This is a genomic window from Sphingomonas liriopis, from assembly GCF_024211255.1.
GTDB lineage: Bacteria > Pseudomonadota > Alphaproteobacteria > Sphingomonadales > Sphingomonadaceae > Sphingomonas > Sphingomonas liriopis.
This window is the reverse complement of record NZ_JAMLDY010000015.1, coordinates 14990-39844: the sequence shown is the minus strand read 5'-3', so window position 1 is coordinate 39844 and position 24855 is coordinate 14990. Positions and strand designations below refer to the sequence as shown.

The following is a 24855-nucleotide window of genomic DNA, read 5'->3' as shown; positions in this document are numbered from 1 at the left end:
GTGCAGCACGCTCCCATCACCCGTGCCGAGGTCGACCCGGCGTTCATCGACCGGTTGCGCGAACGCTTCGGCAACCGGCTCCACCTCACCGACGCGATGTTGCGCCAGCATGGCTCGAACGAGGCGCATTTCGATGTCGTCCTGCCCGACGCGGTCGTCTTCGCGCATTCGACGCAGGATGTCGTCGATCTCGTCAACCTGTGCGTCGCCGCCGACGTGCCGATCGTGCCGTTCGGCGCCGGCACCTCGATCGAGGGCAATGCCGTGCCGGTGCGCGGCGGCGTCAGCGTCAACCTCGGCGAGATGAACCGGATCGTCGCGGTCAACGCCGAGGATTTCGACTGCACCGTGCAGGCCGGCTGCCGCCGCGAACAATTGAACGAGCATCTCCGCGACACCGGCCTGTTCTTCCCGATCGATCCCGGCGCCAATGCGACGATCGGCGGCATGGCCTCGACCCGCGCCAGCGGCACCAACGCGGTACGCTACGGCACGATGCGCGAGGCGGTGCTGAGCCTCAAGGTCGTCACCCCCGACGGCAAGGTCGTCACCACCGCCCGTCGCGCGCGCAAATCGGCGGCGGGCTACGACCTCACCCGCCTCTACGTCGGCAGCGAGGGCACGCTCGGCATCATCACCGAGGTGACGCTGCGCCTGCATCCGATCCCCGAAACCATCTCCGCCGCGGTCTGCGGCTTCGATAGCCTCGAAGGCGCGATCACCACCGTCGTCCAGTCGATTCAGGCCGGCGTGCCCTTGGCGCGCGTCGAGATCCTCGACGACATGCAGATCCGCGCGGTCAACGCCTGGTCCAAGCTGACCCTGCCCGAAGTGACGACGCTGTTCTTCGAATTCCACGGCTCGCCCGGTGGCGTCGCCGAGCAGGTCGAGATGGTCGGCATGCTCGCCGCGGAGAACGGCGGCGGAGACTTCGCCTGGTCCAACCTGCCCGAGGAACGCGGGCGTCTGTGGAAGGCGCGGCACGAGGCCTATTACGCCGCGGTCGCGCTGCGCCCCGGCGCGGTCGGCTGGGCGACCGACGTCTGCGTGCCGATCAGCCGCCTGCCCGAATGCATCACGCAGACCAAGGCGGACCTCGCGACCTGCAGCGTCCCCGCGACGATCCTCGGCCACGTCGGCGACGGCAATTTCCACGTCGTCTTCGCGATGGACCCGGCGTCCAAGGAGGACCTGCACGAGGTCGAGGGCGTAAACGCCCGCCTCGTCGCGCGCGCGCTGGCGATGGACGGCACTTGCACCGGCGAACACGGCATCGGCATCGGCAAGCAGGACTGGCTGGTCGAGGAACTCGGCGACGCCGTCGACGTGATGCGCATGCTCAAGCGCGCGCTCGACCCCAAGGACCTGTTCAACCCGGGCAAGATCTTCAGTCTGTGATGGTCGGGTCTTCTTAAGCCCCTCCCCTTGAGGGGAGGGGTTGGGGTGGGGCGGTGTCTCACCGAGACCGACGCTCGCGGACAGCCCCCACCCCAAACCCCTCCCCTGAAGGGGAGGGGCTTTGATTAGCCGTCCCTAGGAACCAGCCATGCCCGCCACCCCATCCTTCACCCGCTCGCTCCTCCCCCTCCTCGCGCTCGCGCTCGCCATGACGCTGGGCTTTGCGATGATGGGCTCGTTCGGCACCGTGCAGGAAGGCGCCAAGGCCGAGCTTCACCTCAGCGACTACACCCTCAGCCTCATCCAGGGGCTCAGCGCCGCGCTGCCGCTGGCGCTCTTCTCGATCCCGATCGGCATCTGGGTCGATCGCCACAACCGCGTGCGGCTCATGATCGTGCTCGTCGCCACCTTCGTCGTCGGCACCGTCCTCACCGCGGTCGCGCGGAGCGTCGGTATCCTGTTCGTCGCGCGCATGCTGACCGGCATCGGCACCACCGGCGCGCTCACCGCGGCGCTGTCGCTGTGCGCCGACCTCTGCCCGCCGACGCAGCGCGGCCGCGCGCTGCTCGTCGTCAACCTCGGCAAGTCGCTGGGGCAGGCGATGGCCTTCGCGCTCACCGGCGCGCTGTTCGGCCTGTTCCTCCATGGCGGCACCCCCGACTGGTTCTGGCACGCCGCCCCGTGGCGCAGCGCGCACCTCGCGCTCGGGCTGCTCGGCGCCGCCTTCATGATCCCGCTGTTCCTGCTGCGCGAACCCAAGCGGCACGAGGTCGCGGCGAGCACCCACGCCCCCTTCCGCATCGTCGCCGGCGAACTGTGGGCGCGCCGCACCTTCCTGCTGCCGCTGTTCATGGGACAGGTCAGCGTCGTGATGGCGGACGGCGCCGCGGCGATCTGGGCCGCGCCCGTCCTCTCGCGCAGCTTCGGCCTGCGCCCCGATCAGGTCGCCGGCTGGATGGGCCCGCTGATCTTCGGCGCCGGCGTCATCGGCGCGGTCGTCGGCGGCCTCTCCGCCGACTGGGGCCACAAGAGCGGGCGGCGCGGCGGCCTGCTGTTCGGCGCGGTGATCGCCGCCGCGCTCGGTATCCCCGCCGGCCTGTTCCCGATCGCGCCCTCCGTGCCGCTGTTCGGTGCCGCGCTCGGCCTGCTGCTGCTGTGCGGCGCGGTCACCGGTGTCGTCACCTCGGTCGCGCTCACCGTGCTCATCCCCAACGAGCTGCGCGGGCTGTGCATCGGCGCGTTCATCGCGGTCGCGGGGTTGATCGGCTTCGGCGTCGCGCCCACGCTCGTCGCCGCGGCGAGCGGCCTGTTCGGCGGCGAATCGCACCTCGACCAGGGTCTCGCCGCCGTCGGCGCGGTCACCGGCGCGCTGTCTCTGGTCGCCTTCTGCGTCGCGATGCGCCGCGCACCGCTCGCTGCTATCGCCGAACCTATCCGAAAGCTCTTGCCATAGCTATCGGATAGGTCCATTCTCCGTCAAAAGAACGAGAGGATGGTATGAAAGCCAGGATCGACGTGTCGCCGGAGATGATCGCCTTCGTCGGCGATGGGCCGTTGCCGGCGGCGGCATGGCCCGCGGGTGCGATCGGCTTCGCTTATCGCCTCGCCGCGGCGACCTTCGTCTTCCACCCCGATCCGCAGGCCGACGACCTGACCGACGCCGACCTGATCTTCGTCGTCTGTCCCGCCGCCTGCACCCGCATCTTCGGCGCGGTGCCGGTGACCGGCGGCGCCTGGCATCTGTCTTCGGACATGCGCGCCATCGCGCTCGCCATCCAGCATTGCCGCCTCACCGGCAATGCCGCCGTCACGCTGCGCGGCGCCAAGAGCATCGAACTGCTCTGCGCGACGTTCGAGAAACTGGGCGACGACAGTCTGGTCCCCGCCGACGGCGCCGGCGCGCTGCGCGCCGCCGAGGCGCAGCGGATCGCCGATGCCCGCCGCCTGATCGACGAACGCTGGCACGAGAAGCTGACGCTCGATTCGATCTCGCGCGCCTGCGGCCTCAACCGTGCCAAGCTCACCCGGGGTTTCCGCTCGATGTTCGCGATGAGCGTCGCCGACGCGATCACCGACCGGCGCTTGAGCGGCGCGCGCGACATGCTGCTGGCGACCGACCTGCCGGTCTCTTCGATCGGCTATCGCTGCGGCTATCTCAACAACGCCAGCTTCACCCGCGCCTTCTCGCGCCGCTACGGCCAGGCGCCGACGCAGCTGCGCAACCACCGGCTCGCCGCATGACCCCCGCCGTCCCCGGGTCGCTGGTCGACCAGGCGGTGCGCCGCGTCCGCGACCATATCCGCGATTGCGACCTCAAGGTCGGCGACACCCTGCCCGGCGAGGGGCAGTTCGCCAGCGATCTGGGCGTCAGCCGCGCGGTGATGCGCGAAGCGTTCGGCGCGCTCGCGGCGCTGCGCGTCCTCGACGTCGGCAACGGCCGGCGCGCGCGCGTCGGGGCGATCGACGGATCGGTCATCGCCGCCTCGATCGACCACGCCGTCGCCACCGCGCAGATCACGACGAGCGAGGTGTGGGACGTCCGCCGCACGCTCGAACTGCGCACAGCCGCGCTCGCCGCCGAACATCGCAGCGACGCCGACGCGCGGCTGATCGTCGATCATGCCGCGCGGATGACCGCCAGCAGCGACGACCTCCACCAGCTCATCCGCCACGACATCGCCTTTCACCAGACGATCGCGCACGCCAGCGGCAACGGCCTGTTCCACCAGATCGTCCGCTCGTTCGAACAGCTGATGCGCGTCGCCGTTCCCACCGCCTGGCACACGCGCCAGACGCCGGTGCAGCGCGACACCGTCTTCGCGATCCACCGCGACCTCGCCGCCGCCATCGCCGACCGCGACCCGCGCGCCGCCGCGACGCTGATGGACGCGCACTTCGATCGCGCGATCAGCGATATCTTCTGAGAGTCGATTGGAAATGCGCTGCAGGCGCATTTCGGCGGTGCCGGCCCGCTCCCCCACCCGAGGGCGGCGGCCCGGAATACTTCGTCACCCCGGACTGGTTCCGGGGTCCACCGTGCCGCGAGCGTCGGAAAAGAGCCTCGAAACGACAGGTGCGCCGAACCGTGGACCCCCGAACCAGTCCGGGGTGACGAAGGAATTGGGGAGCCGCCGACCAAACACTCATATGCAATAGCCCTGCGTCGGCCGCCCACACGGTATCCTGATGGGCGCCCGACGGGTCCCAGCAAACTAATACTTTGCTGGGCGCCCTCGGGTGGGGGAGCGAGCCGGCACCGCGTGAAATTGGCTCTTTCGCCAATTTCCAAACAGGCTCTGAACCGCCGGCGCGTTCGGGCGTAACGGTATCGCCGCCATCGCACCGGCGCTTTCAGAAGGACACCGACGATCTTCCACCTCATCTTCGCGAGCCCCGCGCTCTATGTCCTCGCCCGCACGCTCTGGCCGCTGGCGCTGCCGTTGTGGGCGAAGGGCGGCATCGCGCTGCTGTTGATCGCCGCGTCGCAATATCATGGCTGGAGCCGGCTCTCGTCGGGATCGGTATTCGCCCCCGAATTCCCCCGCGCGCTCGTCATCCTGTTCAACTGGACGTTCGGCGCGATCCTGCTGCTCGCGCTGCTGCAGATCCTGCTCGACCTCGGCACGCTCGCCGCGATGCTGGTCCGCTGGCAGCGGCTCGCGCTGCCCGACGGCGTCCGCTACGCCGCGGCGGCGCTGGCCGCCCTCCTCGCCGCGATCGGCGTCGCCAACGCCATCCGCGTGCCGCCGATCCGGGACGTCGCGATCGCCATTCCCGGCCTGCCGCCGCAGTTCGACGGTTACCGGCTGGTGCAGCTGACCGACCTGCACATCAGCCGCCTGTTCCCCGCCCCCTGGGCGCAGGCGGTGGTGACGCGTGCCAATGCCGCCGGCGCCGACCTGATCGTCGTCACCGGCGACTTCATCGACGGATCGGTCGCGATGCGCCGTGCCGACGTCGCCCCCTTGCGCGACCTGCACGCCCCCGACGGCGTCTACGCCATCCCCGGCAACCACGAATATTTCTTCGATTACGACGCATGGATGCGCCACCTCGCCGACCTGGGGATGCGCATGCTCCCCAACGCGCACGCCATCCTCTCCCGCGGCGCGGCGCAGCTGGTCGTCGCCGGCGTCACCGATTTGTCCGCGCCGCAGCACGGCCGCCCCGGCCCGGACCTCGCCGCGGCGCTCGCCGGCGCCCCCGCGGAGGCGCCGATCCTGCTGCTCGACCACCAGCCGCGGCAAGCCCGCCACGCCGCCGCCCGGGGCGTCGCGCTGCAGTTGTCCGGGCATACCCACGGCGGCATGATCCTCGGCCTCGACCGCCTGTTCGCGCGGCCCAACGGCGGCTTCGTCTCGGGCCGCTATGCGGTCGGCGCGATGACGCTCTACGTCAGCAACGGCACCGGGCTGTGGCCCGGTTTCGCGCTGCGCCTCGGCCGCCCGTCCGAACTCACCCGCATCACGCTGCGCACGGCGGCCCGATAGCGGACCCGGATCGGATCGCGACGCGTTCCGCCCTCCCCTGCTTCGGAGATTCCCATGACCGCCAGCCTCACCGCGACCTTCGACACCCGCCGCGAAGCCGAAATGGCGGTCGAACGCCTCGTCCAGCAATTCGATCTCGACCGCGACGCGATCCGCATCATTGCCGAGGGCGAGGACAACAGCGTCGGCGAGGACACGGCCGGCGCCGACACCGAAGCCGGCGCGCCCAGCCCCGACGACCGCAGCGACGCCCCGCTCAACGGCGCGATCCGCGTGACCGTCGATCTCGCCGACGACACCGCCGCCGCAGAAGTGCGCGACGCCTTCGCCGAATTCGACGCCTCGGACGTCGACCGCGCCTAGCGCCGTCTGGTCCGCGCGCACCGCGTGCCGCAACTCAGCGCCGCGCGATATCGATCCGCAGCGTCTCCGCCACGCGGGTCAGCAGCGCATGCGCCTGCCACATCGGCGCCCCGGCGGCGCCGGCGGCGCGTGCGACGTCGACCTGCACGTCGATCGCGGTCTGGACGATCTCCACCCCCTCCTCCAGCGTCATCACCGACCGTCCGACCAGCGCGTGGATCAGGCTTTCGACCAGCAGCAGCGCCGCCTGCCCCTGCGCATCGGGCGGCGGCGCCTCGACCGGCGGCGGGAGGTGATTGTCGTTGGAGGACATCGGGTTCGTGCCTTGGCAGCCAGGCGAAGGCACGGTCGCCCCCGATCGTCGTGGCCGGCGGGAATGGCGACGATACCGTCCTCCATAGCGGCAAAGCGCGGTGCCGACACAACCCAACTCAATATTGGTCAATAACACTCGTCAATATTGTTGCGCGGGACAACGGTGTACGCATCGGTCATGTCCAACCGGTTCATCAAGAAATTGGCCAATCTGGCCGAATTGTCCGCTGATGACCGCAGGGCGTTGGAGATCGTCACCGCGCACCCGCGCCGGTTCGCCGCGCGGCAGGACCTGATCCGCGAGGGCGACGAGCCCGGGCCGGTGTTCGTGGTGCTCGACGGCTGGGCGTGCCGGTACAAGATCCTGCCCAACGGGCTGCGCCAGATCATGGCCTTCCTGATGCCGGGCGATGCCTGCGACCTGCACGTCAACATGCTCGCCGCGATGGATCACGGCATCCAGGCGATCGGCCCCGCCTCGGTCGCGATGATCTCGCGCGCGCAGATGCAGGCGATGATGCACGATCATCCCGCGATCGCGCGCGCCATGTACACCGCGCAGCTGGTCGACGAAGGGATCATGCGCGCCTGGATCGTCAGCATGGGCCGGCGCAGCAGCATCGAACGCGTCGCGCACCTGATGTGCGAACTCTACCTGCGCGCCCGCGGCGCCGGCATGACGCAGGACACCGAATTCGCGCTGCCGCTGTCGCAGATCATCCTCGCCGACGCGCTCGGCATGACCCCCGTCCACATCAACCGCGTCCTCAAGGAACTGCGCCTGGCGGGCGCGATGGCCCTCCGCCGCGGCAGTTTAACGATCCTCGATCCGGTGAAATTGGTACAAATCGCCGGCTTCGACGAAAACTACCTCCACCGCCGCCTCCGCCAGGCCACAGCGATCTGATCGCCTTCGTTACCTCACCCGCAACAGCGCTTGAACTTCTTGCCAGAGCCGCAGCGACATGGATCGTTCCTGCCGATCTTGCTCACCCGCTCCGTGCCCACCGGCTCCGGAACGGCGCCGCCCCGGCGCTGCCGCGCGGCATGGAGCTGCACGATGGCGGCGGCGATGTCGGACGGCGCACCGTCCTGCAACGCATCGATCTGCATGCTGTCGAGCGTGCCATCATCCTCGGCCACCGCGATCAGGGTCATCATGCGCACCGCCGCATCGGCGGCTTCCACATCCGCACCATCGACGACCGCAGCCCAGGCGTCGGGGCGCAACTCCATCGCCGCGGCGAAGCCGTCGATCCATGCCTCCCACAGCACGTCGCCGTTGCGTTCGTCGATGTCGAAGACCGGCTGCGGCTTGCCGCGCCCCAGATCGCGCGCGATGGCATCGTGCTGTGCCATCACCGCGTCGGCGAACCATCGCACGTCCTCGGGCTCGTCGAACGGCGGCGCGTCGCTGTCGTCCGAACCCCAGACGCTCTGCATCCATTCGGCCGGGACGATGGGTTCGGGCCCGACGACGATCCCCGTCAGGAACCCGTCGAGTTCGGTCAACAGCATCGGCTCGTCGAGCGGCAGGGCGGCGAGCGCATCGTCGAGCCGACGCAGGCGCGAGGGAAGCTGACGCATGCGGTTACGCGCGCCCATGCCATGCCGCGATGACGGTCGCGACCATCACAGGCTGAGCTTGCGCCGACGCATCTCGGTCGCCGCCATCCCGGCCAGCGGCGTACCCGGCGCGTTCGCGAAGATATCCGCCAGATCGAGCAGATCCTCGTCGCCCAGCGCCACCACCGCCGCCTCGATGTCGCTGAGCCGGGCGGCGGCGCGCTCGGCCTCCGCCATCGTGCGTTTGATCCGTGTCCTGAGCATCCCGCGCGGGTAGCAGCATCACGCCCGCGATAGCACGCGATTTCCTGTTCGTGGCGTAGTGGCCACCCGTGTCGCCGGAGGTTGTACCCCTCAATTCGGCCTGACAGGACGCGATCCGCATGATAGCGTCGTCGTATGTTCGCGCAGTTCCTGACGCCGGCGTACCTTCCGTTCGCGATCGCCTTCGTCGTCATGCTGGGGATCGGGCTGATCGAGGGGGTCGGCCTGGGGCTCGGCCACTTCGACCTCGACGCGGACGTCGCGGCCGACGGGCATGCGGGCGTGCTCGACTGGCTGGGCCTCGGCGGCGAACTGCCGATCCTGATCTGGCTCACCTCGCTGCTCGGCTGCTTCACCGTGGCGGGCATCGCGCTCCAGCAGGGCGCGTCGGCGCTGTGGGGCGCGCCGCTTGCCTGGCCGCTGGCGTCGGGCGGCGCGCTGCTCGCCGGCGGGCTTCTCAACACCGTCGTCGCCAACGGGCTCGCGCGGATCATGCCCGGCTTCGAAACCAGCGTGATCTCGACCGAAGACCTGCTGCGCCGGCGCGGCACCGTGCTGGAGGGCGTCGCGCGTCGCGGCTCGCCCGCCCGCGCCAAGATCGTCGACCAGTTCGGCCAGGCGCATTTCGTCATGGTCGAGCCGCATAACGATACCGCCGTCATCCCGGCCGGCGAGACGGTGCTGCTCGTCCGCCGCCACGGCACGCTGTTCTTCGCGCTGCCCGATCGCGACACGCTTCTTCAATCGATCTGACCTACCGCCATTCGGCACGCCACGGGGAGGGTTTATGCCTGCATCGCTTCTGAACGTCCTGATCTACGCCGGCATCGTGCTGTTCGCGCTCGTCGTGATCGGCATCATCCTGACCCGCCTCTACCGCCGCGCGACCAAGGACGTGGCGCTGATCCGCACCGGCTTCGGTGGGGAAAAGGTGGTGCTGAACGGCGGCATCATGGTCATCCCGGTGCTGCACGAGCTGATGCAGGTCCGCCTGACGACGGTGAAGCTGGAGGTGTCGCGCCTCAACAAGGACGCGCTCATCACGCTCGACAAGTTGCGCGTCGACGTCGTCGGCCTGTTCCACATCAAGGTGAAGCCGGACGCCGAATCGATCGCCGCCGCCGCGCAGACGCTGGGCGATTCGGTCAACAGCCCCGATGCGGTGAAGTCGCTGCTCGACGGCAAGCTCGTCTCCGCGCTGCGCTCGGTCGCGGCGACGATGACGATGGAGCACCTCCACGCCAACCGCGCCGACTTCATCCAGAAGGTGCAGGAGGCGCTGATGACCGACCTCGACATGAACGGCTTCCAGCTGGAATCGGTCAGCATCACCCATTTCGACCAGACCGCGTTCGAACATTTCAATGAAAACAACGCCTTCGACGCCGAGGGGCTGACCGTGCTCACCCGCACGATCGAGGAGCGCAAGAAGATCCGCAACGACATCGTCGCGACCAACCGCGTCGAGATCGAACAGCGCAACCTCGCCGCCAACAACCAGAGCCTCGAGATCGCGCAGGCCGCCGAACAGGCGCGGCTGACGCAGGAGCAGACGCTGGCCGCGCTCCGCGCCGAACAGGCGACCGCGATCGCCACGGCGGAGGCCGAGCAGACCCGCCTTGCCGAGATCGCGCGCATCACCGCGACGCAGGCGCAGACCGTCGCGCAGACCGAGGCGGACAAGGTCGTCAAGACCGCCACCATCGCCCGCGACGGCGCGATCCAGACCGCGACGATCGAACGCGACCGCACGATCGAGATCGCGCGCATCACGACCGCGGTGCAGACCGCGCAGAAGTCGGAGGAAGAATCGACCGCCACCGCCGCCGCCAACGAAGCGCGCGCGCTCGCCGTCCGCGCCGAGGAAAGCGTCATCACCGCCAAGGCGACCGAGATCGCCAACCGCAACAAGAACGTCGCGGTCATCGCCGCGACGCAGCGCGCGCAGGAAGAGGCCGTGCAGATCACCGTCGCCGCCACCGCGGAAAAGGAAGCCGCGGAAGCGCGCGCGATCGCGCTGCGCACTGAAGCGACCGCCGAGGCCGACGCCGAAAAGGCGCGTGCCGAGGGCCGCGAGGCGGCGTTCAAGGTCGATGCCGCGGGCCAGGCGTCGATCAACGAGGCGACCAACATCCTCAGCGACGCGCAGACCGCGCTGCTGATCCGCAAGGCGATGCTCGACGCGCTGCCCGCGATCATCGCCGCGGCGGCCAAGCCGATGGAGGCGATCGACCGGATCAGCATCCTCGATGCGCGCGGGCTGCACGGCGACGGCGGCGGCGACCATGGCGCGAGCGGCGGCCAGGGCAATCTCGCCGACGCCGCGGTCGCCGCCGCGATGCGCTATCGCGTCGGCGGCCCGCTGATCGACGGGCTGATGGCCGAACTCGGCATGACCGGCGGATCGCTCAACGGCATCCTCGACGGCAGCGCCGCACCCGCACCGCGCGCCGCGAACGGCAGCGCCGCACACGACGCCGCCGCCCCGTCACCGGGCAATTAGAGCAAGAAGACTTCACGCGAACCCGTTCGTGCTGGTGAGCAGGTCGTCGAGGCCCCCGGCCTCGACTGAAACGTCCGGGGGACGTTTCACCTGCTCACTGTCGAAGCACAGGTGAGTCTCAGGCCCTTCGACAGGCTCAGGGCGAACGGTAGAGAGTTGGATCAACCAAAAGTATCAAACGATTGCCCTTCCTGTTCGATGGAAGTGCCCCGAGGTTATCATATCGTGGCCGCCCGCCGCGCACCGCGCGTTACCGGACGAAGCCGGGCGCGCCGAAGCGGTTCAGGAAAAAGGCGAAGATATCGGCGCGTTCCTCGATGGTCTGGTCGCGGGTCGAGCCCAAACCGTGGCCCGCCTTGCCGTCCGAACGGATCAGGACAAGGTGCCGGTCGCCCCATCTGGCGCGCATCATCGCGGCAAGCTTCGCCGACATCCACGGATCGACGCGCTTGTCGTTGAGGCCGATCGTGAACAGGAAATCGGTGCCGCCCGGCGCCTTACCCAGCAGCAGCGTCGAATCCTGCGCCGCCAGCGCCTTGAACCCCGCCTCGGTCCCCGGATCGCCCATCTCGCCATATTGGTTGGGGCCGTTGTTCGCCGCCGCCAGCCGGGTCGCGTTGACGATGCCGACGCGCGTCACCACCGCGGCGAACAGGTCGGGCCGCTTGAGCGCCGACGGCGGGATCAGCAGCCCGCCCGCGCTGGAACCGAAAATGCCGAGCGTCTTGGGCGTGGCATAGCCCAATTTCACCAGCCGCTCACCGCACGCGATCAGATCGGCATGGGCATTGACCTTGTTCGCCAGCATGCCGCCGCGATGCCACGCTTCGCCCAACTCACCGCCACCGCGGATATGGCAATAGGCGTAGACGCCGCCGCGCTGGTTCCACACGTCCCAGTTCGACGAATAGAAGGGCTGGCCCGACACGCCATAGCCGCCATAAGCGTCGATCACCGTCGGCGCCGGCCCCTTGCGCGGGCCGGAATAGACGCCTGAATAAACGATGGTCAGCGGCACCCGCGTGCCGTCGGCGCTGTTCGCCCATTCCTCGACGACGGTGCGCGCCTTCGCCGAGGGCGGCGTCGCATTGGCCAGCCCAAGCGGCGTGACCTTGCCCGCGACCGCGCGGTAATAAGCGTCGGTCACGGTATAACCGCCCATCGCGAAGGTCACCGCCTTGCGATCGGGCGTCACCGCCATGTCGTTGATCGACTGGCTCGCCGGCAGCGCCAGCTTCTCCGGCGCGCCACCGCTGCGGGGCAGGAACCACAATTCGCTCGCCGCCGATGGCAGCGTGGTCGTGACGTACAGCCCGCTGTCGGTGGCGGTGATCCCGCTCAGCACGCGTCCGCCCGACGCCATCACCATCCGGCTGCGCGCGAGCGATGGCGCGCCCGCGGCCAGGTCGATCGCGCGCAGCTCGCCATTCTCGTCGGTCTTGCTCGTCAGGTAATAGAGCGTGTCGCCGACGATATCGGCGCTGTTGATCCGGTCGTCATAGTCGGCGACTTTGGTCCAGACGGGCTTGCCGGTGCGCAGGTCGGCCAGCCGGCCGACCGCGATCGGGATTTCCGCACGCGCATTGGCCGCGATCGCCAGCACCCAGGGCGACGTCGGATCGGGCAGGACGATGGGAAATTGCGCAGGATCGACCTTGAAGCCGTGATCGGGACCGCTGCCGCCCAGCACCGCCACGTCGCGCGTGACCGGCGTGCCGAGGACGTGCAGATAGGCGACCATGTTCTTCATCTGGTCGCCGCCCGCCGCGGTCGGTGCCAGCCGGGTGTAGGTGACCGTGCGGTCGTCGATCCAGCCGACGCGGAATTCGCCCCATACCGGGGTCAGCACGTCCGCGCCCGGTTGCCCGGTGGCGACGTCGTAGATGCGGATCGCGCCGGTCTCGCCACCGCCCTCGCCGATATGGATCGCGACATAGCGGCCATCGGGCGACACCGAGAAGCTGGAGATCGCGCGCGGCGTCTTGCCGTCGGTGCCCGCCATCGGATCGAGCAGCAGCCGGTCCTTGCCGCCCTCGCGCACCATCAGCACCGGGATCTGCTTGTCCGGCGCCAGTTTCTCGTAGAACAGCCGGCCGCCCGCCTCCTGCGCGGTGAAATAGCGGCTGTCCGCGCGGCTCAGCGCCTGCATGTCCTTGAACAGCGCTTCGCGTCCCGGCAGCGCGGCTAGCTCGGCGGTGGTATGCGCGCTCGACGCATTGACCCATGTCTCGAGCGCGGCGCGCCCGTCGGCCTTTTCCATCCAGCGATAGGGATCGTCGATCGCGACGCCGAACACCGTTTCGCGGAACGGTTCGGCCCGCGGCAGCGTGGGAAAGTTCGTCAGCCCCCGCATCGCCACCGTCTGCGCCGGCGCCGTCGCCGGCATCAGCAACGCCGCCGTGAACAGGATCCTCTTCATCGTCCGCCCCCTTCGTCTTCACCCCATGGCGATCAGTCTCGCTCCATCGCGCCCGGCTCGTCAACCGGCCTGCGAACCGCGTCGCGCCGGGCGGACGAAGGGCAGCTTTGCCCCACCCCAGCAAAGCTCCCTTCATATCCCACCAACTTAGTAGAGAATGGCGGCAGGAGGACCTGCCATGTCACTGAAACTCGGCGATACCGTTCCCGACTTTACCCAGGATTCGACGATCGGGCGGTTCGGCCTGTACGACTGGGCCGGCGACAGCTGGGTCGTGCTGTTTTCGCATCCGCGCGACTTCACCCCCGTCTGCACCACCGAACTCGGCGCGGTCGCCGCGCTGAAACCCGAGTTCGAACGGCGCGGGGTGAAGGTCGTCGGCCTGTCGGTCGATGCGGTCGACAGCCACGCACGCTGGGCCGACGACATCGCCCGGACGCAAGGGACCGCGCTCAATTTCCCGCTGATCGCGGATCACGACCGTTCGGTGTCGGAGACGCTCGACCTCATCCACCCGCATGCGTCGGACACGACGACGGTGCGCACCGTGCTGGTCATCGATCCGGCGAAGAAGCTGCGGCTGACGCTGACCTACCCCGCCTCGACGGGGCGCAATTTCGCCGAGATCCTGCGCACGATCGACAGCCTGCAGCTGACCGACCGGCACAAGGTCGCGACCCCGGCGAACTGGCAGCAGGGCGGCGACGTCATCATCGTCCCCTCGGTCGACGACGACGCGGCGCGCAGCCTGTTCCCGGACGGCTGGGCGGCGCCGACGCCCTATCTGCGGGTCGTCAAGCAGCCGGCGTGACCATGGCCGCGCCATCGCAGCCGCCGCACGCGCGACGCGGCGTCGAATGGCCGACGGTCGCGCTCGCGGCGGCGATCTATGGCGGATGGCTGGCGCTGACCTGGTGGCACGCCGCGCTGCCCACAATCGCGATCGTCGCGATCGGCGGCTGGCTGATCGCGTGGCAGGGATCGCTGCAGCATGAGACGATCCACGGCCATCCGACCGGCATCGGCATGCTCGACGACGCCATCGGCTATCCGCCGCTGGCGCTGTGGCTGCCCTATCCGCTCTACCGGCGCAGCCATATCGCGCATCACGCCAGCGCGCGGATCACCGATCCGGTCGAGGACCCCGAATCGCGCTATCTCGCCACCGACGCCGCGCCGTGGCACTGGTTCGCGGCGCTCCAGTCGACGCTGGTCGGACGGCTGGTATTCGGGCCGCCGCTCGCCGTGCTGGCGCTGCTGCGCGACGAGCGCGTGCGCTGGCGCCGCGATTCCAGCGCGGTGGTGCGCGACTGGCTGCCGCACCTGCTGGCCATCGCGCCGATCCTCGCCTGGCTCGACTGGACCGGCTTCGGGATCGGGCGCTACCTGCTGTTCGTCGTCTATCCGGGGATGGCGCTCACCCTGTTGCGGTCGTTCGCGGAGCATCGCGCCGACCTGCCCGGACCGGCACGCGCGGCGACGGTGCGGCACGGCGGCGTCTTCGCGCTGCTGTTCCTCAACAACAACCTGCACGCCGCGCATCACGAGCGTCCCGGCGTGCCCTGGTATCGCCTGCCCGCCTATCACCGCCACCATGCCGCACGGCTGGAGGCGCTGGCCGGCCGCACCTACCGCAGCTATGGCGAGATCGTCCGCCGCTTTGCGCTGCGGCGGCACGATGCGATCCTCCATCCGGCCCCCCATCCGGCGCAGGATGCGCGCGAATGACCGCCGGTATCGCCTCGCTCGGCATGTACGACCACCCCGCACAACAGGCGGCGAACGATGCGCTGTGGACCGCGCTGGGCGAGGCGTTGCGCCGTCGCGGCGTCGCGGCGCCGGAGCGGCTCGATCGAACGCGCCCGCCCGAGGCGATCTGGCGCGACCCCGCGCTGCTGATCGCGCAGGCGTGCGGCTATCCGCTCGTCACCGATCCCGATCTCGACCTGCGCGTCGTCGCCGTGCCCGTCTATGCCGTGCCCGGCTGCGCGGGGGCGCGCCATTTCAGCCATATCGTCACCCGCCGCGACGACGGCCGTCGCGGCATCGCCGATTATCGCGGCGCCCGCGCCGCGATCAACGCCGCCACCTCGAACAGCGGCTACAACCTGTTCCGCGCGGCGATCGCCCGCTGCGCCGGGCGCACGCCGATGTTCGCCGCGGTGATCGACACCGGATCGCACCGCGGCAGCGTCGCTGCGGTGGCGGGCGGCGACGTCGATATCGCCGCGATCGATGCGGTCACCTGGGCGGCGATCGCCCGTTTCGAGCCGGAGGCGGTGGCGGGGTTGCGCATCCTCGCCGCGACCGATTCCTCGCCCACGCTCCCCTTCGTCACCAGCCGCCACACCTCGCGCACCACGCTGGCGCTGCTGCGCGCCGCACTCGACGAGGTGTCGACCGCACCGGCTCTGGCGGAGACGCGCGACACACTGTTCCTCGAGCGCATCGTGCCCGCCAGCATCCACCGCTTCGCCGCGCTCCGTGGCCTCGAACGCGACGCCGCCCGCGCCGGATACGCCCGCCTGCAATAGGGCCGCCTACAACGCGACCGCGATCCGTCCCCGCACCGTGCGCCGGCTGCCCGGCGTGATCCACACCGTGCTGAACGAGCTTTCGAGTTAATAAGCGTCGGTGACGTTCTCGTTCGTCGTCGGCGCGGCGCTGTCCGGCGTCGCCGTGGGGACGATCGCGCTCGTGCTGCTGATCGCCGCTGGCTATGCCGCCTTCTGGATCCTGCTCGCCGCGCTGGTCGCGCGCCTCGGCTGGAGTTCGGTCGCCAATGCGGCGACGCTCGGCGCGGCGTGGTTGCTCATCGTGCTCGTCGCGCCGACACTCGCGCATGTCGCGATCGATCGCGCCGTCCCCGTCGTCCAGGGCAGCGAGATCGCGCTCGCGCAGCGCGAGACGGTGAACCGCGCCTGGGACATCCCGCGCGAGGAAACGATGCGCCGCTTCTACGCCGCCCACCCCGAATGGTCCGGTTCGCCGCCGCTGCCCACCGCCTTCCACTACAAATGGTATCTAGCCTTCCACGAGAACGGCGATGCCGCCGTCGCCGGCCGCGTCGCTGCCTATCGCGCCGGGCTGGAGCGCCGCGCCGCCGCGGCGGAGGCGCTCTCGGCTGGGTCCTGCCGCCGGTCGGCATCCAGGCGGCGCTGACCCGGCTCGCCGGCACCGATCTGCACGCGCAGCTCGCCTATCGGAATCGCATCCGCGCCTTCCACTGCGACCTGCGCCGCTTCTATTACGGCTATCTGTTCACCGATCGCCCGTTCGGCGCGGCGGACTTCGCCAAGGCCCCGCGCTTCGATTCGCGATGACGGGGCGATGCCGCGCTGGTCGGGGTGATCGCCTTCGCTTATGGACGACGGGTAGAGAGGGGACATGCATGACCGATCGACCGCGGTTTCGCCGGACCCTTATCGGGTGCACGCGCTAATCGATGCCCGCCCCGACACGCCCCCTCACCGACGGCGAACGCGCGCTCGCGGCGTCGGTGTTCCACGACACGATCGACTATGACGCCGTCCGCCTGTCGCGCAGCAAATGGGCGTTCTTCCAGCCGCGCGACACGGTGATGGCGCCGCGCGGCTGCATCCATTTCCACCCCAAGGGCCATGCCTGGCGCGACGATTTCGCCGCCGCCGCGCTGACCGACCAGGGCCTCTTCATCCACGAGATGGTGCATATCTGGCAGCATCAGCGCGGGATCTGCCTGCCGCTCGCCCGCCATCCCTTCTGCCGCTACGATTATGCGCTCAAGCCCGGCCGGCCGCTCCACCGCTACGGCATCGAACAGCAGGGCGAGATCGTCCGCCACGCCTTCCTCCTCCGCCACGGCGCCCGCATCCCCGGCGCGCCCGCGCTGGCACAGTACGAGACGCTGCTGCCGTTCGGGTGAACCCCGAACGGCAGCCCTACAACAGATCGAAATCGATCGCCGCATGCCGGTCGAGCGTCCGCGGCGCCTCCGGCATCGGGTATTTGAGCCCCGTCGCGCAGTTGAACAGCACCACCCGTTCGTCGGCATCGACCTCGCCGGTCTTCAGCGCCTCGCGATAGGCGGCGAGCGTCGCGCCGCCCTCGGGACACAGCAGCAGCCCGTCCCTGCGCGCCGCCTCGTCCACCGCCTTCAGGATCGCCGGATCGCCGACGCCGACCGCCTTGCCCCCGCTTTCCCGCACCGCACGCAGGATCAGGAAATCGCCCACCGCCTTCGGCACGCGAATCCCCGCCGCGACGGTAGCTGCATCCTCCCACCGCTCGGCATGCTCGACCCCAGCCTCGAACGCGCGCACGATCGGCGCACACCCCGACGCCTGCACCGCATACATCCGCGGCCGCTTCGCGCCGATCCAGCCCATCGCCTCCAGCTCGGCGAACGCCTTCCACATGCCGATGAGGCCCGTCCCGCCGCCGGTCGGATAGAAGATCGCATCGGGCAATTCCCACCCCAGTTGCGCGGCGAGCTCCAGCCCCATCGTCTTCTTGCCCTCGATGCGATAGGGTTCCTTGAGCGTCGAGAAATCGAACCAGCGCCCCTCGGCGGCGCCCTTCCCCACGATCGCCCCGCAATCGTCGATCAGGCCGTTGACCCGCCACACCCGCGCGCCCTGCATCGCGATCTCGCGCACGTTCACCTCGGGCGTATCCTCGGGGCAGAAGACGATCGTCTCGATCCCCACCCGCGTCGCATACGCGGCGAGCGCCGCGCCGGCGTTGCCGTTGGTCGGCATCGCGATTCTGGTGACGCCCAGCTCCTTGGCCATCGCCACCGCCATCACGAGGCCGCGCGCCTTGAAGCTGCCGGTCGGCAACCGCCCCTCGTCCTTGACCCACACGTTGCCGCCACCGCCGCTGGCGAGCAGCGGGATCAACGGCGTCTCGATCTCGCCCAGGCTGACGACATTCTCCGTCCGCCGCACCGGCAACAGCTCGCGCCACCGCCACAGATCGGTCGGCCGGCCCTCGAGCGCGGCTCTGGACAGCGCAGCACCGATCGCGTCGAGGTCGTAGCGCACCAGCAACGGCCGCCCGGCGCGCGACAGCCCATGCAGCCGATCCGCGTCATAGCGCTCGCCGGTCAGCGAACATTCGAGGTGGGTGACGAAGGTCGGCCGATCGGTGGTGAGATTGGGGTTCATGAGGGAAGCGATAGCCTTCTCAAGGCCATAGCGTCCACTTGATTGAACGCCTGATCGTAGCTACAATCAGCCATGGACATCACGTTCGACCCGGCGAAGGACGTGATAAACCGGGCCAAACATGGCGTATCGCTGGCCTTTGGCGAACAGATATGGGCCGATGATGCCGTCGTGATCGTTCCGACTATTCGCGTCGAAGACGGCGAGCGCCGGTTCAGAGCGATTGGCATAGTGGACGGACGATTATGGACTGCCGTTCACGTCTATCGCGATCGGACAGTCCGAATGATCTCGGTCAGGAGAAGTAACGATGGCGAGCGCCGCATCTACGATAGCAATTAAGGCCGATCCCAACGATCCCGAGGATGGCGACATCACCGAAGAGGCGCTGCAACAGGCGCTCGCCGAACGGCGTGAGCGCCTGCGCGTGCGCGGCGCGCAGGCGGCGCCGACCAAGCAACAGGTGACGCTGCGCCTCGACGCCGACATCCTCGCCAAGTTCCGCGCCACCGGCCCCGGCTGGCAGGCGCGGATCAACGCGGCGTTGAAGGCGGCGCAGGTCTGAACCCCGCGCCGCCCGCCACGCTCAATCCGGCTTCTTCGCCACCCCGACCAGCGCCGGGCGGAGCAGCCGGTCCTTGAGCATATAGCCCGCCTGCATCTCCTGCACGATCGTGCCGGGCGCGGCGTCGCTCGGCACTTCCATCATCGCCTGGTGCTTGTTGGGGTCGAGGCTCGCGCCCATCGCCTCGATGCGGGTGATGCCGTTGCGTGCGAACACGCTCTCCAGCTCGCGCCCCGTTGCCTCCAGTCCGGTGACGAGGCCCTTCAGCTTCTCGTCGGCGCGCAGCTCGGCGGGGATCGCCGACAGGCCGCGTGACAGATTGTCCGCCACCGACAGGATGTCGCGCGCGAACGACGTCGTCGCGTAATTGCGCGCATCGGCCACTTCCTTTTCGGTGCGGCGGCGCACGTTCTGGATCTCGGCCTGCGCGTACAGCGTCTGCTGCTTCGCCTCGGCCAGCTGGTTCTCCAGCTCGGCGACGCGATCGTGTTCGGCCACTTCGGGCGCGGCCTCCGCCGTCTCCTGGCGCAAGGCGTCCGCGCCAGAGTCCTGAGGCATCTTGGTCTCTTCGGTCATGTAGGTCCCTGTAGTATCAGCCCATCAATCGGGCGAGCGTCGCCGCCGTGAAATCCACCATGGGCACGACGCGCGCATAGTTCAACCGCGTCGGCCCGATCACGCCGACCACGCCGACCACCCGCCCGCCGGCTCCGCGAAAGGGTCGCGCGATCACCGAAGAGCCTGACAATGCGAACAACTTGTTCTCCGCGCCGATGAAGATGCGGGTCGCATTGCCGGCGCTCGCGCTGTCGAGCAGCTGCGCGATTTCCTGCTTGCCCTCCAGATCGTCGAGCAGGTCGCGCACCCGGTCGAGGTCGGCGGCGGCGGCGGCGTCGATCAGCCGCCCCTGCCCCCGCACGATCAGCACCGGGCGGCGCGAATTGTCCTCGCTCCACACCACCAGCCCCGCCTCGACCAGCGCACGCGCCGCGCCGTCGAGCGCCGCCGCATCCTCCTCCAGCTGCCGCCCGATCCGCGCCCGCGCCTCGGCAAGCGTCAGCCCGCCCAACGTCGCGGTCATGTAATTGCCCGCCTCGACCAGCGCGGAGGGCGTCATACCGACGGGCAACTGGATGACCCGGTTCTCGACCGAGCCGTCCTCGCTGACCAGCACCGCCATCGCCTGAGTCGCGGACAAGGCGACGAAGCCGATCGAGCGCAGCGCCAGCTCGCGCTTGGGCACCATCACCAGCCCCGCGCACGCCGACAGGCCGGACAGCGCCGCCGTCGTCGCCGCCAGCGCCTCCTCGACCGGCCCGTGATAGCCGACGCGCGATTCGATCGCCGCGCGCTCCTCGGCGGAGGGTTCGAGCGCCTGCATCATGCCGTCGACGAACAGCCGGAGGCCGCGCTCGGTCGGGATCCGCCCGGCGCTGGTATGCGGGGACGCGAGCAGCCCCAGCTCCTCCAGCTCCTGCATCACCCCGCGGATCGACGCCGGCGACAGATTGAGGCCGGACGCCGCCGCGATCGTCTTCGACCCCATCGGCATGCCATTGGCGACGTAGCCGTCGACCACCGTGCGAAAGATGTCGCGCGCGCGATCGGTCAGTTCGGTGACGGGCGGGGTCATGCGCCTTTATCTAGGGCGGATCGCGGCGCGACAACAGGTCTTGGGCTGTCCTCACGCCAATCCCTTCGTCACCCCGGACTTGTTCCGGGGTCCACCGTTCCGCAGGCGTGCGCTCTCCCCTTAGACCGCACGCCTCGCCGCGGAGTGGACCCCGGAACAAGTCCGGGGTGACGGAGGAGGGAGGCAACCTCGCCCCTCCCTACTGGCGTCGCACCGCACCGCCGTCTAGGGCTGCCGCATCAGACCTTGAGGAGAGTTGAATGCGCCCCAGCGGCCGCGCCCCCGATCAGATGCGCCCCATCAGCATCGAACCGAACTTCACCCGCCACGCCGAAGGATCGGTGCTGGTCGGCTTCGGCGATACGAAGGTGCTGGTCACCGCCAGCCTCGAAGAGCGCGTGCCGCCGTTCCTGCGCGGCAAGGGCGAAGGCTGGGTCACCGCCGAATACGGCATGCTCCCCCGCGCCACGCATACCCGCGGCAGCCGCGAGGCCGCCAAGGGCAAGCAGTCGGGCCGCACGCAGGAAATCCAGCGGCTGATCGGCCGCAGTTTGCGCTCGGTGGTCGACATGAAGTTGCTCGGCGAACGCCAGATCACGCTCGATTGCGACGTCATCCAGGCCGACGGCGGCACCCGCACCGCGGCGATTTCGGGCGCGTGGGTCGCGCTGCGCCTCGCGGTCAACACGCTGCTCGCCAGCGGCAAGCTGACCGTCGACCCGATCGTGCAGAAGGTCGCCGCGGTCAGCTGCGGCATCTATCAGGGCACGCCCGTCCTCGACCTCGATTACGTCGAGGATTCGGGTGCGGATGCGGACGGCAATTTCGTCCTGCTCGAAAACGGCAATATCGCAGAGGCGCAGGCGACCGCCGAACACGCCACCTATGACGAAGAGGCGCTGCTCCGCCTGCTCCGCCTCGCGCGGATCGGCTGCACCGAGATCTTCGCCGCACAGGACCGCGCGGTAAAATGAGCGGCGAGGGCGACATCCCCCAGGCGATCCGCAAGCTGGCGCCGGGCCAGCTGGTCATCGCCAGCCACAACTCCGGCAAGGTCCGCGAGATCGCCGAGCTGCTCGGGCCCTACGGCATCGAACCCGTCTCCGCGGCGGATCTCGACCTGCCCGAGCCCGAGGAGACCGGCACCACCTTCGTGGCGAACGCCGAATTGAAGGCGCGGATCGCCGCCGATCTGTCGGGTCTGCCCGCGCTCGCCGACGACAGCGGCCTGTGCGTCGATGCGCTGGGCGGCGATCCCGGCATCTTCTCGGCACGCTGGGCCGGCGAATCGAAGGACTTCGGCCACGCGATGCGCCTCGTCGAGGACCGCCTCAACGAGGAACCCGACCAGCCCCGCGACGCGCATTTCGTCTGCGCGCTGGCGCTCGCCTGGCCCGACGGCCACGTCGAATGGTTCGAAGGCCGCGTCGACGGCACGCTCGTCTGGCCGCCGCGCGGGGGCAACGGCTTCGGCTATGACGCGATGTTCCTGCCGGTCGGCGGGACCGAGACGTTCGGCGAGATGGACGCGGATGCCAAGCACGCCGTCAGCCACCGCGCCGACGCGTTCCGCCAGCTGGTCGCCGCGGTGCTGTAGGCGATGGCGGGCGTCGATCCGGTCCTCGTCCAGGGCTGGCTCGCCGCCCGCTCGCTGTCGCGCGGCCTGCCCCGGCCGGTCGCCGACCATGGCGGCTGGCGCGTCGATACCGGCGGCGAGGCGGAACTGCGCCGCTATGTCTTCGCGCAGGCGAGCCCCGGCCTGACGCAACTGCTCGCGACGGTCGCCGAACCGCGCGTGTTCGTGAAACTCTGCGCCGACGCCGCCACCTTCGGCGCGCTGCTGCCGGCGGACTGGACGATCACCGACGCCAATTACATGATGGTGCCGGATCGCGTGGTCGCCGCGTCCTGCGCGCTGCCGCCCGGTTACGACCTCGCATCGACCAGCGCCGGCGGCGTCACCCACGTCACGATCACCGATCCGGCAGGCGACACCGCGGCCAGCGGCTATGCCGCGCAGCTGGACGGCATCTTCGTCTACGACCGCATCGTCGTGCAGGAAGCCCACCGCCGCCGCGGCCTCGGCCGCGCGCTGATGGCCGCGCTGGGCGCGGCGCGCGATCCCGCAACGCGCGAAATCCTCACCGCCACCGCAATGGGCGCGGCGCTGTATGGGTCGCTCGGCTGGCGGGTGTACGCGCCCTACACGACCGCGACACGCCTCAAATCCTCCCCGGCACGGGGAGGTGGCGCCGCGTAGCGGTGACGGAGGGGGGCTTCCCCAAACGATTCGCTCGCGGAAGCCCCCCTCCACCACTCGGCTGACGCCGAGCGGTCCCCCTCCCCGTACCGGGGAGGATCAGTAGGCCACGCTCCCCACCACATTCCCCGGCGGCGCATAGCGGCACACCAGATAATCGTCCGTCGCATTGCTCGCGAGCGCGCAGCCGACCGTCGTCGTGCCCCGCCAGACCACCTGCCCGTAATGGCCGACATCCTGCCACCGCCCGGTGCGGCTGAAGTTGGGCACCGGCAGGTTCACGAAGTCGCGCTTCTCCGCGACCCAATGCCCGACCATCTCGTCGTAGCGATAGGCGCCGCGCGTGCCGGTCCACAAATTCTCGCCCTGCCGGTCCATGCCGATCGACTGCACGGCATGTTCGAACCGCCCGGTCCGCGCCATCGTCTCGGCATAGCCCTGTGCCGACGCCGCCAGCGTCTCGCTCCACGCCAGCGGCGCCACGCCCACCGCGGCGCGCGCGCGATTGTGCCCGCTCAGCATCGCCGCGCGCAGTACCACCGATCCACGCGCCGCCGGCTCGCTACCGGTGCGCGGCTCGACCACGCGCTCGGGCGCTTGCGCACACGCCGCGACGAACAGCAGGGCGGCAGCAAGCCATGGATGGCGTTTCGGCATCATCGCCGCCATATCGGCACCATCATGAATTCCGACAAGACGCCGCTCGCGCTCTACGTCCACTGGCCGTTCTGCGTCTCCAAATGCCCCTATTGCGACTTCAACAGCCACGTCCGCGATGTGGTGGACCAGCAGGCGTGGCGCGACGCATTGCTCGCCGACCTCGCGCACGAAGCCGGCATGCTGCCCGGCCGCACGCTGGGGTCGATCTTCTTCGGCGGCGGCACGCCCTCGCTGATGCCGCCCGCGACGGTCGCCGCGATCCTCGACGCCGCGCAGACCCACTGGTCGCCCGCCCCGGACATCGAGATCACGCTGGAGGCGAACCCCTCCTCGGTCGAGGCGGCGCGCTTCGCCGACCTCGCCGCCGCCGGCGTCAACCGCATCTCGCTCGGCCTGCAATCGCTCGACGACACCGCGCTACGCTTCCTCGACCGCGCGCACGGCGTCGACGAAGGCCTCGCCGCGCTCGCGACCGCCCAGCGCCATTTCGAACGCGTCAGCTTCGACCTGATCTACGCCCTCCCCGGCCAGAGCCTCGCCGCGTGGGAGGCCGAACTCGCCCGCGCTTTATCGTTCGGCACCGAGCATCTGTCGCTCTACCAGTTGACGATCGAACCCGGCACCCGCTTCGCCACCGAGGCGGCACAGGGCCGCCTCATCATCCCCGACGGCGACACCGCCGCCGACCTGTTCGAGGCGACGCGCGCGATGACCGGCGCCGCGGGCCTCCCCGCCTACGAAACCTCGAACCATGCGCGGCTCGGCGCGGAGAGCCGCCACAACCTCACCTACTGGCGCTATCGCGATTACGCCGGCATCGGCCCCGGCGCGCACGGCCGCCGCCGGGCGATGGCGACGCAGCGCCACAAGAAGCCCGAAAACTGGCTGTCCGCGGTCGCCCGCAACGGGCACGGCACGCAGATCGAGGACCCCCTCGTCCCCCACGACCGCGCCACCGAAGCGCTCATCATGGGCCTGCGCCTGCGCGAAGGCGTCGACCTCACCCACGTCGCCACTCTCGCCGGCGGCACCGCCCCGATCGCCTGGGACGCGGTGACGCGCCTCGCAGCACAGGGCCTGATCGCGCACGACGCCGACCGCCTGCGCATCACCGAGGCGGGCGCGCTGTTACTCGATGCGATTTTGCCGCTGGTGGTGACGGACGAACCGTCTCGCCGATAAAGAAGAGATGTTCACGCGGAGACGCGGAGGCGCGGAGAAGAAGATTTTTTGCGTGCGCAGAGGCGCAGAGGACGCAGAGATGAGTACCGG

At 69.6% G+C, this 24855-nt stretch carries 29 protein-coding genes; 21 read left to right on the top strand and 8 right to left on the bottom strand.

The features are described 5' to 3' along the window. From M9979_RS12765 to M9979_RS12740, 6 genes are all read left to right on the top strand, one after another. Positions 1-1398 (top strand): FAD-binding oxidoreductase, encoded by a 1398-nt coding sequence (locus M9979_RS12765; RefSeq protein ID WP_254289745.1) that lies wholly within the window; start codon positions 1-3, stop codon positions 1396-1398. A 148-nt stretch (positions 1399-1546) separates the two neighbouring features. Continuing rightward, positions 1547-2851 (top strand): MFS transporter, encoded by a 1305-nt coding sequence (locus tag M9979_RS12760; RefSeq protein WP_254289744.1) that lies wholly within the window; start codon positions 1547-1549, stop codon positions 2849-2851. A 44-nt stretch (positions 2852-2895) separates the two neighbouring features. Then, positions 2896-3639: a helix-turn-helix transcriptional regulator gene (locus tag M9979_RS12755; protein WP_254289743.1), complete on the top strand. Its 744-nt coding sequence runs from the start codon at positions 2896-2898 to the stop codon at positions 3637-3639. Next, a complete protein-coding gene (locus tag M9979_RS12750; protein WP_254289742.1) occupies positions 3636-4322 on the top strand; it encodes a FadR/GntR family transcriptional regulator in 687 nt (228 codons plus the stop codon). Before M9979_RS12755 ends, M9979_RS12750 begins: the two co-directional genes overlap by 4 nt. A 516-nt stretch (positions 4323-4838) precedes the next feature. Beyond that, on the top strand, positions 4839-5888 hold the full coding sequence (locus M9979_RS12745; protein WP_254289741.1) for a metallophosphoesterase: 1050 nt from the start codon (positions 4839-4841) through the stop codon (positions 5886-5888). Positions 5889-5942: 54 nt separating this feature from the next. Continuing rightward, positions 5943-6251: a hypothetical protein gene (locus tag M9979_RS12740; RefSeq protein WP_254289740.1), complete on the top strand. Its 309-nt coding sequence runs from the start codon at positions 5943-5945 to the stop codon at positions 6249-6251. Positions 6252-6285: 34 nt separating this feature from the next. Here the strand turns inward: M9979_RS12740 and M9979_RS12735 are convergent, their stop codons facing one another. Further along, positions 6286-6564, bottom strand: a complete 279-nt coding sequence (locus M9979_RS12735) for a hypothetical protein (RefSeq protein ID WP_254289739.1) — start codon at positions 6562-6564, stop codon at positions 6286-6288. Positions 6565-6744: 180 nt separating this feature from the next. Between M9979_RS12735 and M9979_RS12730 the strand changes: the two genes are divergently transcribed. Beyond that, on the top strand, positions 6745-7473 hold the full coding sequence (locus tag M9979_RS12730) for a Crp/Fnr family transcriptional regulator (RefSeq protein WP_254289738.1): 729 nt from the start codon (positions 6745-6747) through the stop codon (positions 7471-7473). Positions 7474-7487: 14 nt separating this feature from the next. Here M9979_RS12730 and M9979_RS12725 read toward each other — a convergent pair whose 3' ends face one another. Beyond that, positions 7488-8153 carry a UPF0149 family protein gene (locus tag M9979_RS12725; RefSeq protein WP_254289737.1) on the bottom strand — a complete coding sequence of 222 codons (666 nt, stop codon included), beginning with the start codon at positions 8151-8153 and terminating at the stop codon, positions 7488-7490. Positions 8154-8198: 45 nt separating this feature from the next. Further along, positions 8199-8369: a hypothetical protein gene (locus tag M9979_RS12720; RefSeq protein ID WP_254289736.1), complete on the bottom strand. Its 171-nt coding sequence runs from the start codon at positions 8367-8369 to the stop codon at positions 8199-8201. Between the two features lie 162 nt (positions 8370-8531). Here M9979_RS12720 and M9979_RS12715 point away from each other — a divergent pair, with 162 nt between their 5' ends. Beyond that, a complete protein-coding gene (locus tag M9979_RS12715) occupies positions 8532-9149 on the top strand; it encodes an OB-fold-containig protein (RefSeq protein WP_254289735.1) in 618 nt (205 codons plus the stop codon). 34 nt (positions 9150-9183) lie between these two features. Beyond that, positions 9184-10899, top strand: a complete 1716-nt coding sequence (locus M9979_RS12710) for a flotillin family protein (protein WP_254289734.1) — start codon at positions 9184-9186, stop codon at positions 10897-10899. A gap of 250 nt (positions 10900-11149) precedes the next feature. Here M9979_RS12710 and M9979_RS12705 read toward each other — a convergent pair whose 3' ends face one another. Further along, entirely contained in the window at positions 11150-13318 is a 2169-nt protein-coding gene (locus tag M9979_RS12705) for a prolyl oligopeptidase family serine peptidase (protein WP_254289733.1), read from the bottom strand. 178 nt (positions 13319-13496) lie between these two features. On the opposite strand from M9979_RS12705, the gene M9979_RS12700 reads away from it, so the two are divergent. From M9979_RS12700 to M9979_RS12680, 6 genes are all read left to right on the top strand, one after another. Further along, complete coding sequence (locus tag M9979_RS12700; protein ID WP_254289732.1) at positions 13497-14129, top strand: peroxiredoxin; 633 nt, start codon at positions 13497-13499, stop codon at positions 14127-14129. 2 nt (positions 14130-14131) lie between these two features. Next, on the top strand, positions 14132-15046 hold the full coding sequence (locus M9979_RS12695; RefSeq protein WP_254289731.1) for a fatty acid desaturase: 915 nt from the start codon (positions 14132-14134) through the stop codon (positions 15044-15046). Beyond that, positions 15043-15852, top strand: coding sequence for a phosphate/phosphite/phosphonate ABC transporter substrate-binding protein (locus M9979_RS12690; RefSeq protein ID WP_254289730.1), 810 nt, complete (start codon positions 15043-15045; stop codon positions 15850-15852). The genes M9979_RS12695 and M9979_RS12690 overlap by 4 nt, the downstream gene beginning before the upstream one ends. 100 nt (positions 15853-15952) lie before the next feature. Then, positions 15953-16480: a DUF3526 domain-containing protein gene (locus M9979_RS12685; RefSeq protein ID WP_422922066.1), complete on the top strand. Its 528-nt coding sequence runs from the start codon at positions 15953-15955 to the stop codon at positions 16478-16480. Beyond that, the gene (locus tag M9979_RS17425; protein WP_422922082.1) at positions 16450-16641 is read left to right on the top strand and encodes a DUF3526 domain-containing protein; all 192 of its coding nucleotides are present in this window, start codon (positions 16450-16452) and stop codon (positions 16639-16641) included. Before M9979_RS12685 ends, M9979_RS17425 begins: the two co-directional genes overlap by 31 nt. Positions 16642-16763: 122 nt before the next feature. Beyond that, the gene (locus M9979_RS12680) at positions 16764-17222 is read left to right on the top strand and encodes a vgr related protein (protein WP_254289729.1); all 459 of its coding nucleotides are present in this window, start codon (positions 16764-16766) and stop codon (positions 17220-17222) included. Between the two features lie 16 nt (positions 17223-17238). Here the strand turns inward: M9979_RS12680 and M9979_RS12675 are convergent, their stop codons facing one another. After that, the gene (locus M9979_RS12675; protein WP_254289728.1) at positions 17239-18465 is read right to left on the bottom strand and encodes a threonine synthase; all 1227 of its coding nucleotides are present in this window, start codon (positions 18463-18465) and stop codon (positions 17239-17241) included. A 72-nt stretch (positions 18466-18537) separates the two neighbouring features. Between M9979_RS12675 and M9979_RS12670 the strand changes: the two genes are divergently transcribed. Further along, positions 18538-18807: a BrnT family toxin gene (locus tag M9979_RS12670; RefSeq protein WP_254289727.1), complete on the top strand. Its 270-nt coding sequence runs from the start codon at positions 18538-18540 to the stop codon at positions 18805-18807. Continuing rightward, positions 18776-19030 (top strand): BrnA antitoxin family protein, encoded by a 255-nt coding sequence (locus tag M9979_RS12665; RefSeq protein ID WP_254289726.1) that lies wholly within the window; start codon positions 18776-18778, stop codon positions 19028-19030. Before M9979_RS12670 ends, M9979_RS12665 begins: the two co-directional genes overlap by 32 nt. 21 nt (positions 19031-19051) lie before the next feature. On the opposite strand, the gene grpE is transcribed toward M9979_RS12665, so the two are convergent. Next, positions 19052-19606: a nucleotide exchange factor GrpE gene (gene grpE, locus M9979_RS12660; RefSeq protein WP_254289725.1), complete on the bottom strand. Its 555-nt coding sequence runs from the start codon at positions 19604-19606 to the stop codon at positions 19052-19054. A 16-nt stretch (positions 19607-19622) separates the two neighbouring features. Next, positions 19623-20663: a heat-inducible transcriptional repressor HrcA gene (gene hrcA / locus M9979_RS12655; protein WP_254289724.1), complete on the bottom strand. Its 1041-nt coding sequence runs from the start codon at positions 20661-20663 to the stop codon at positions 19623-19625. Between the two features lie 260 nt (positions 20664-20923). On the opposite strand from hrcA, the gene rph reads away from it, so the two are divergent. The 3 genes from rph to M9979_RS12640 are packed head-to-tail and all read left to right on the top strand — an operon-like array spanning position 20924 to position 22923. Next, the gene (rph, locus tag M9979_RS12650; protein ID WP_254289723.1) at positions 20924-21637 is read left to right on the top strand and encodes a ribonuclease PH; all 714 of its coding nucleotides are present in this window, start codon (positions 20924-20926) and stop codon (positions 21635-21637) included. Then, positions 21634-22260: an RdgB/HAM1 family non-canonical purine NTP pyrophosphatase gene (gene rdgB, locus M9979_RS12645; protein ID WP_254289722.1), complete on the top strand. Its 627-nt coding sequence runs from the start codon at positions 21634-21636 to the stop codon at positions 22258-22260. The genes rph and rdgB overlap by 4 nt, the downstream gene beginning before the upstream one ends. A 3-nt stretch (positions 22261-22263) precedes the next feature. Further along, complete coding sequence (locus M9979_RS12640) at positions 22264-22923, top strand: GNAT family N-acetyltransferase (RefSeq protein ID WP_254289721.1); 660 nt, start codon at positions 22264-22266, stop codon at positions 22921-22923. Positions 22924-23022: 99 nt separating this feature from the next. On the opposite strand, the gene M9979_RS12635 is transcribed toward M9979_RS12640, so the two are convergent. After that, positions 23023-23583, bottom strand: a complete 561-nt coding sequence (locus M9979_RS12635) for a CAP domain-containing protein (RefSeq protein ID WP_422922062.1) — start codon at positions 23581-23583, stop codon at positions 23023-23025. A 21-nt stretch (positions 23584-23604) separates the two neighbouring features. Between M9979_RS12635 and hemW the strand changes: the two genes are divergently transcribed. Continuing rightward, positions 23605-24765 carry a radical SAM family heme chaperone HemW gene (gene hemW, locus M9979_RS12630; RefSeq protein WP_254289719.1) on the top strand — a complete coding sequence of 387 codons (1161 nt, stop codon included), beginning with the start codon at positions 23605-23607 and terminating at the stop codon, positions 24763-24765. The last annotated feature ends 90 nt before the right edge of the window (positions 24766-24855 follow it).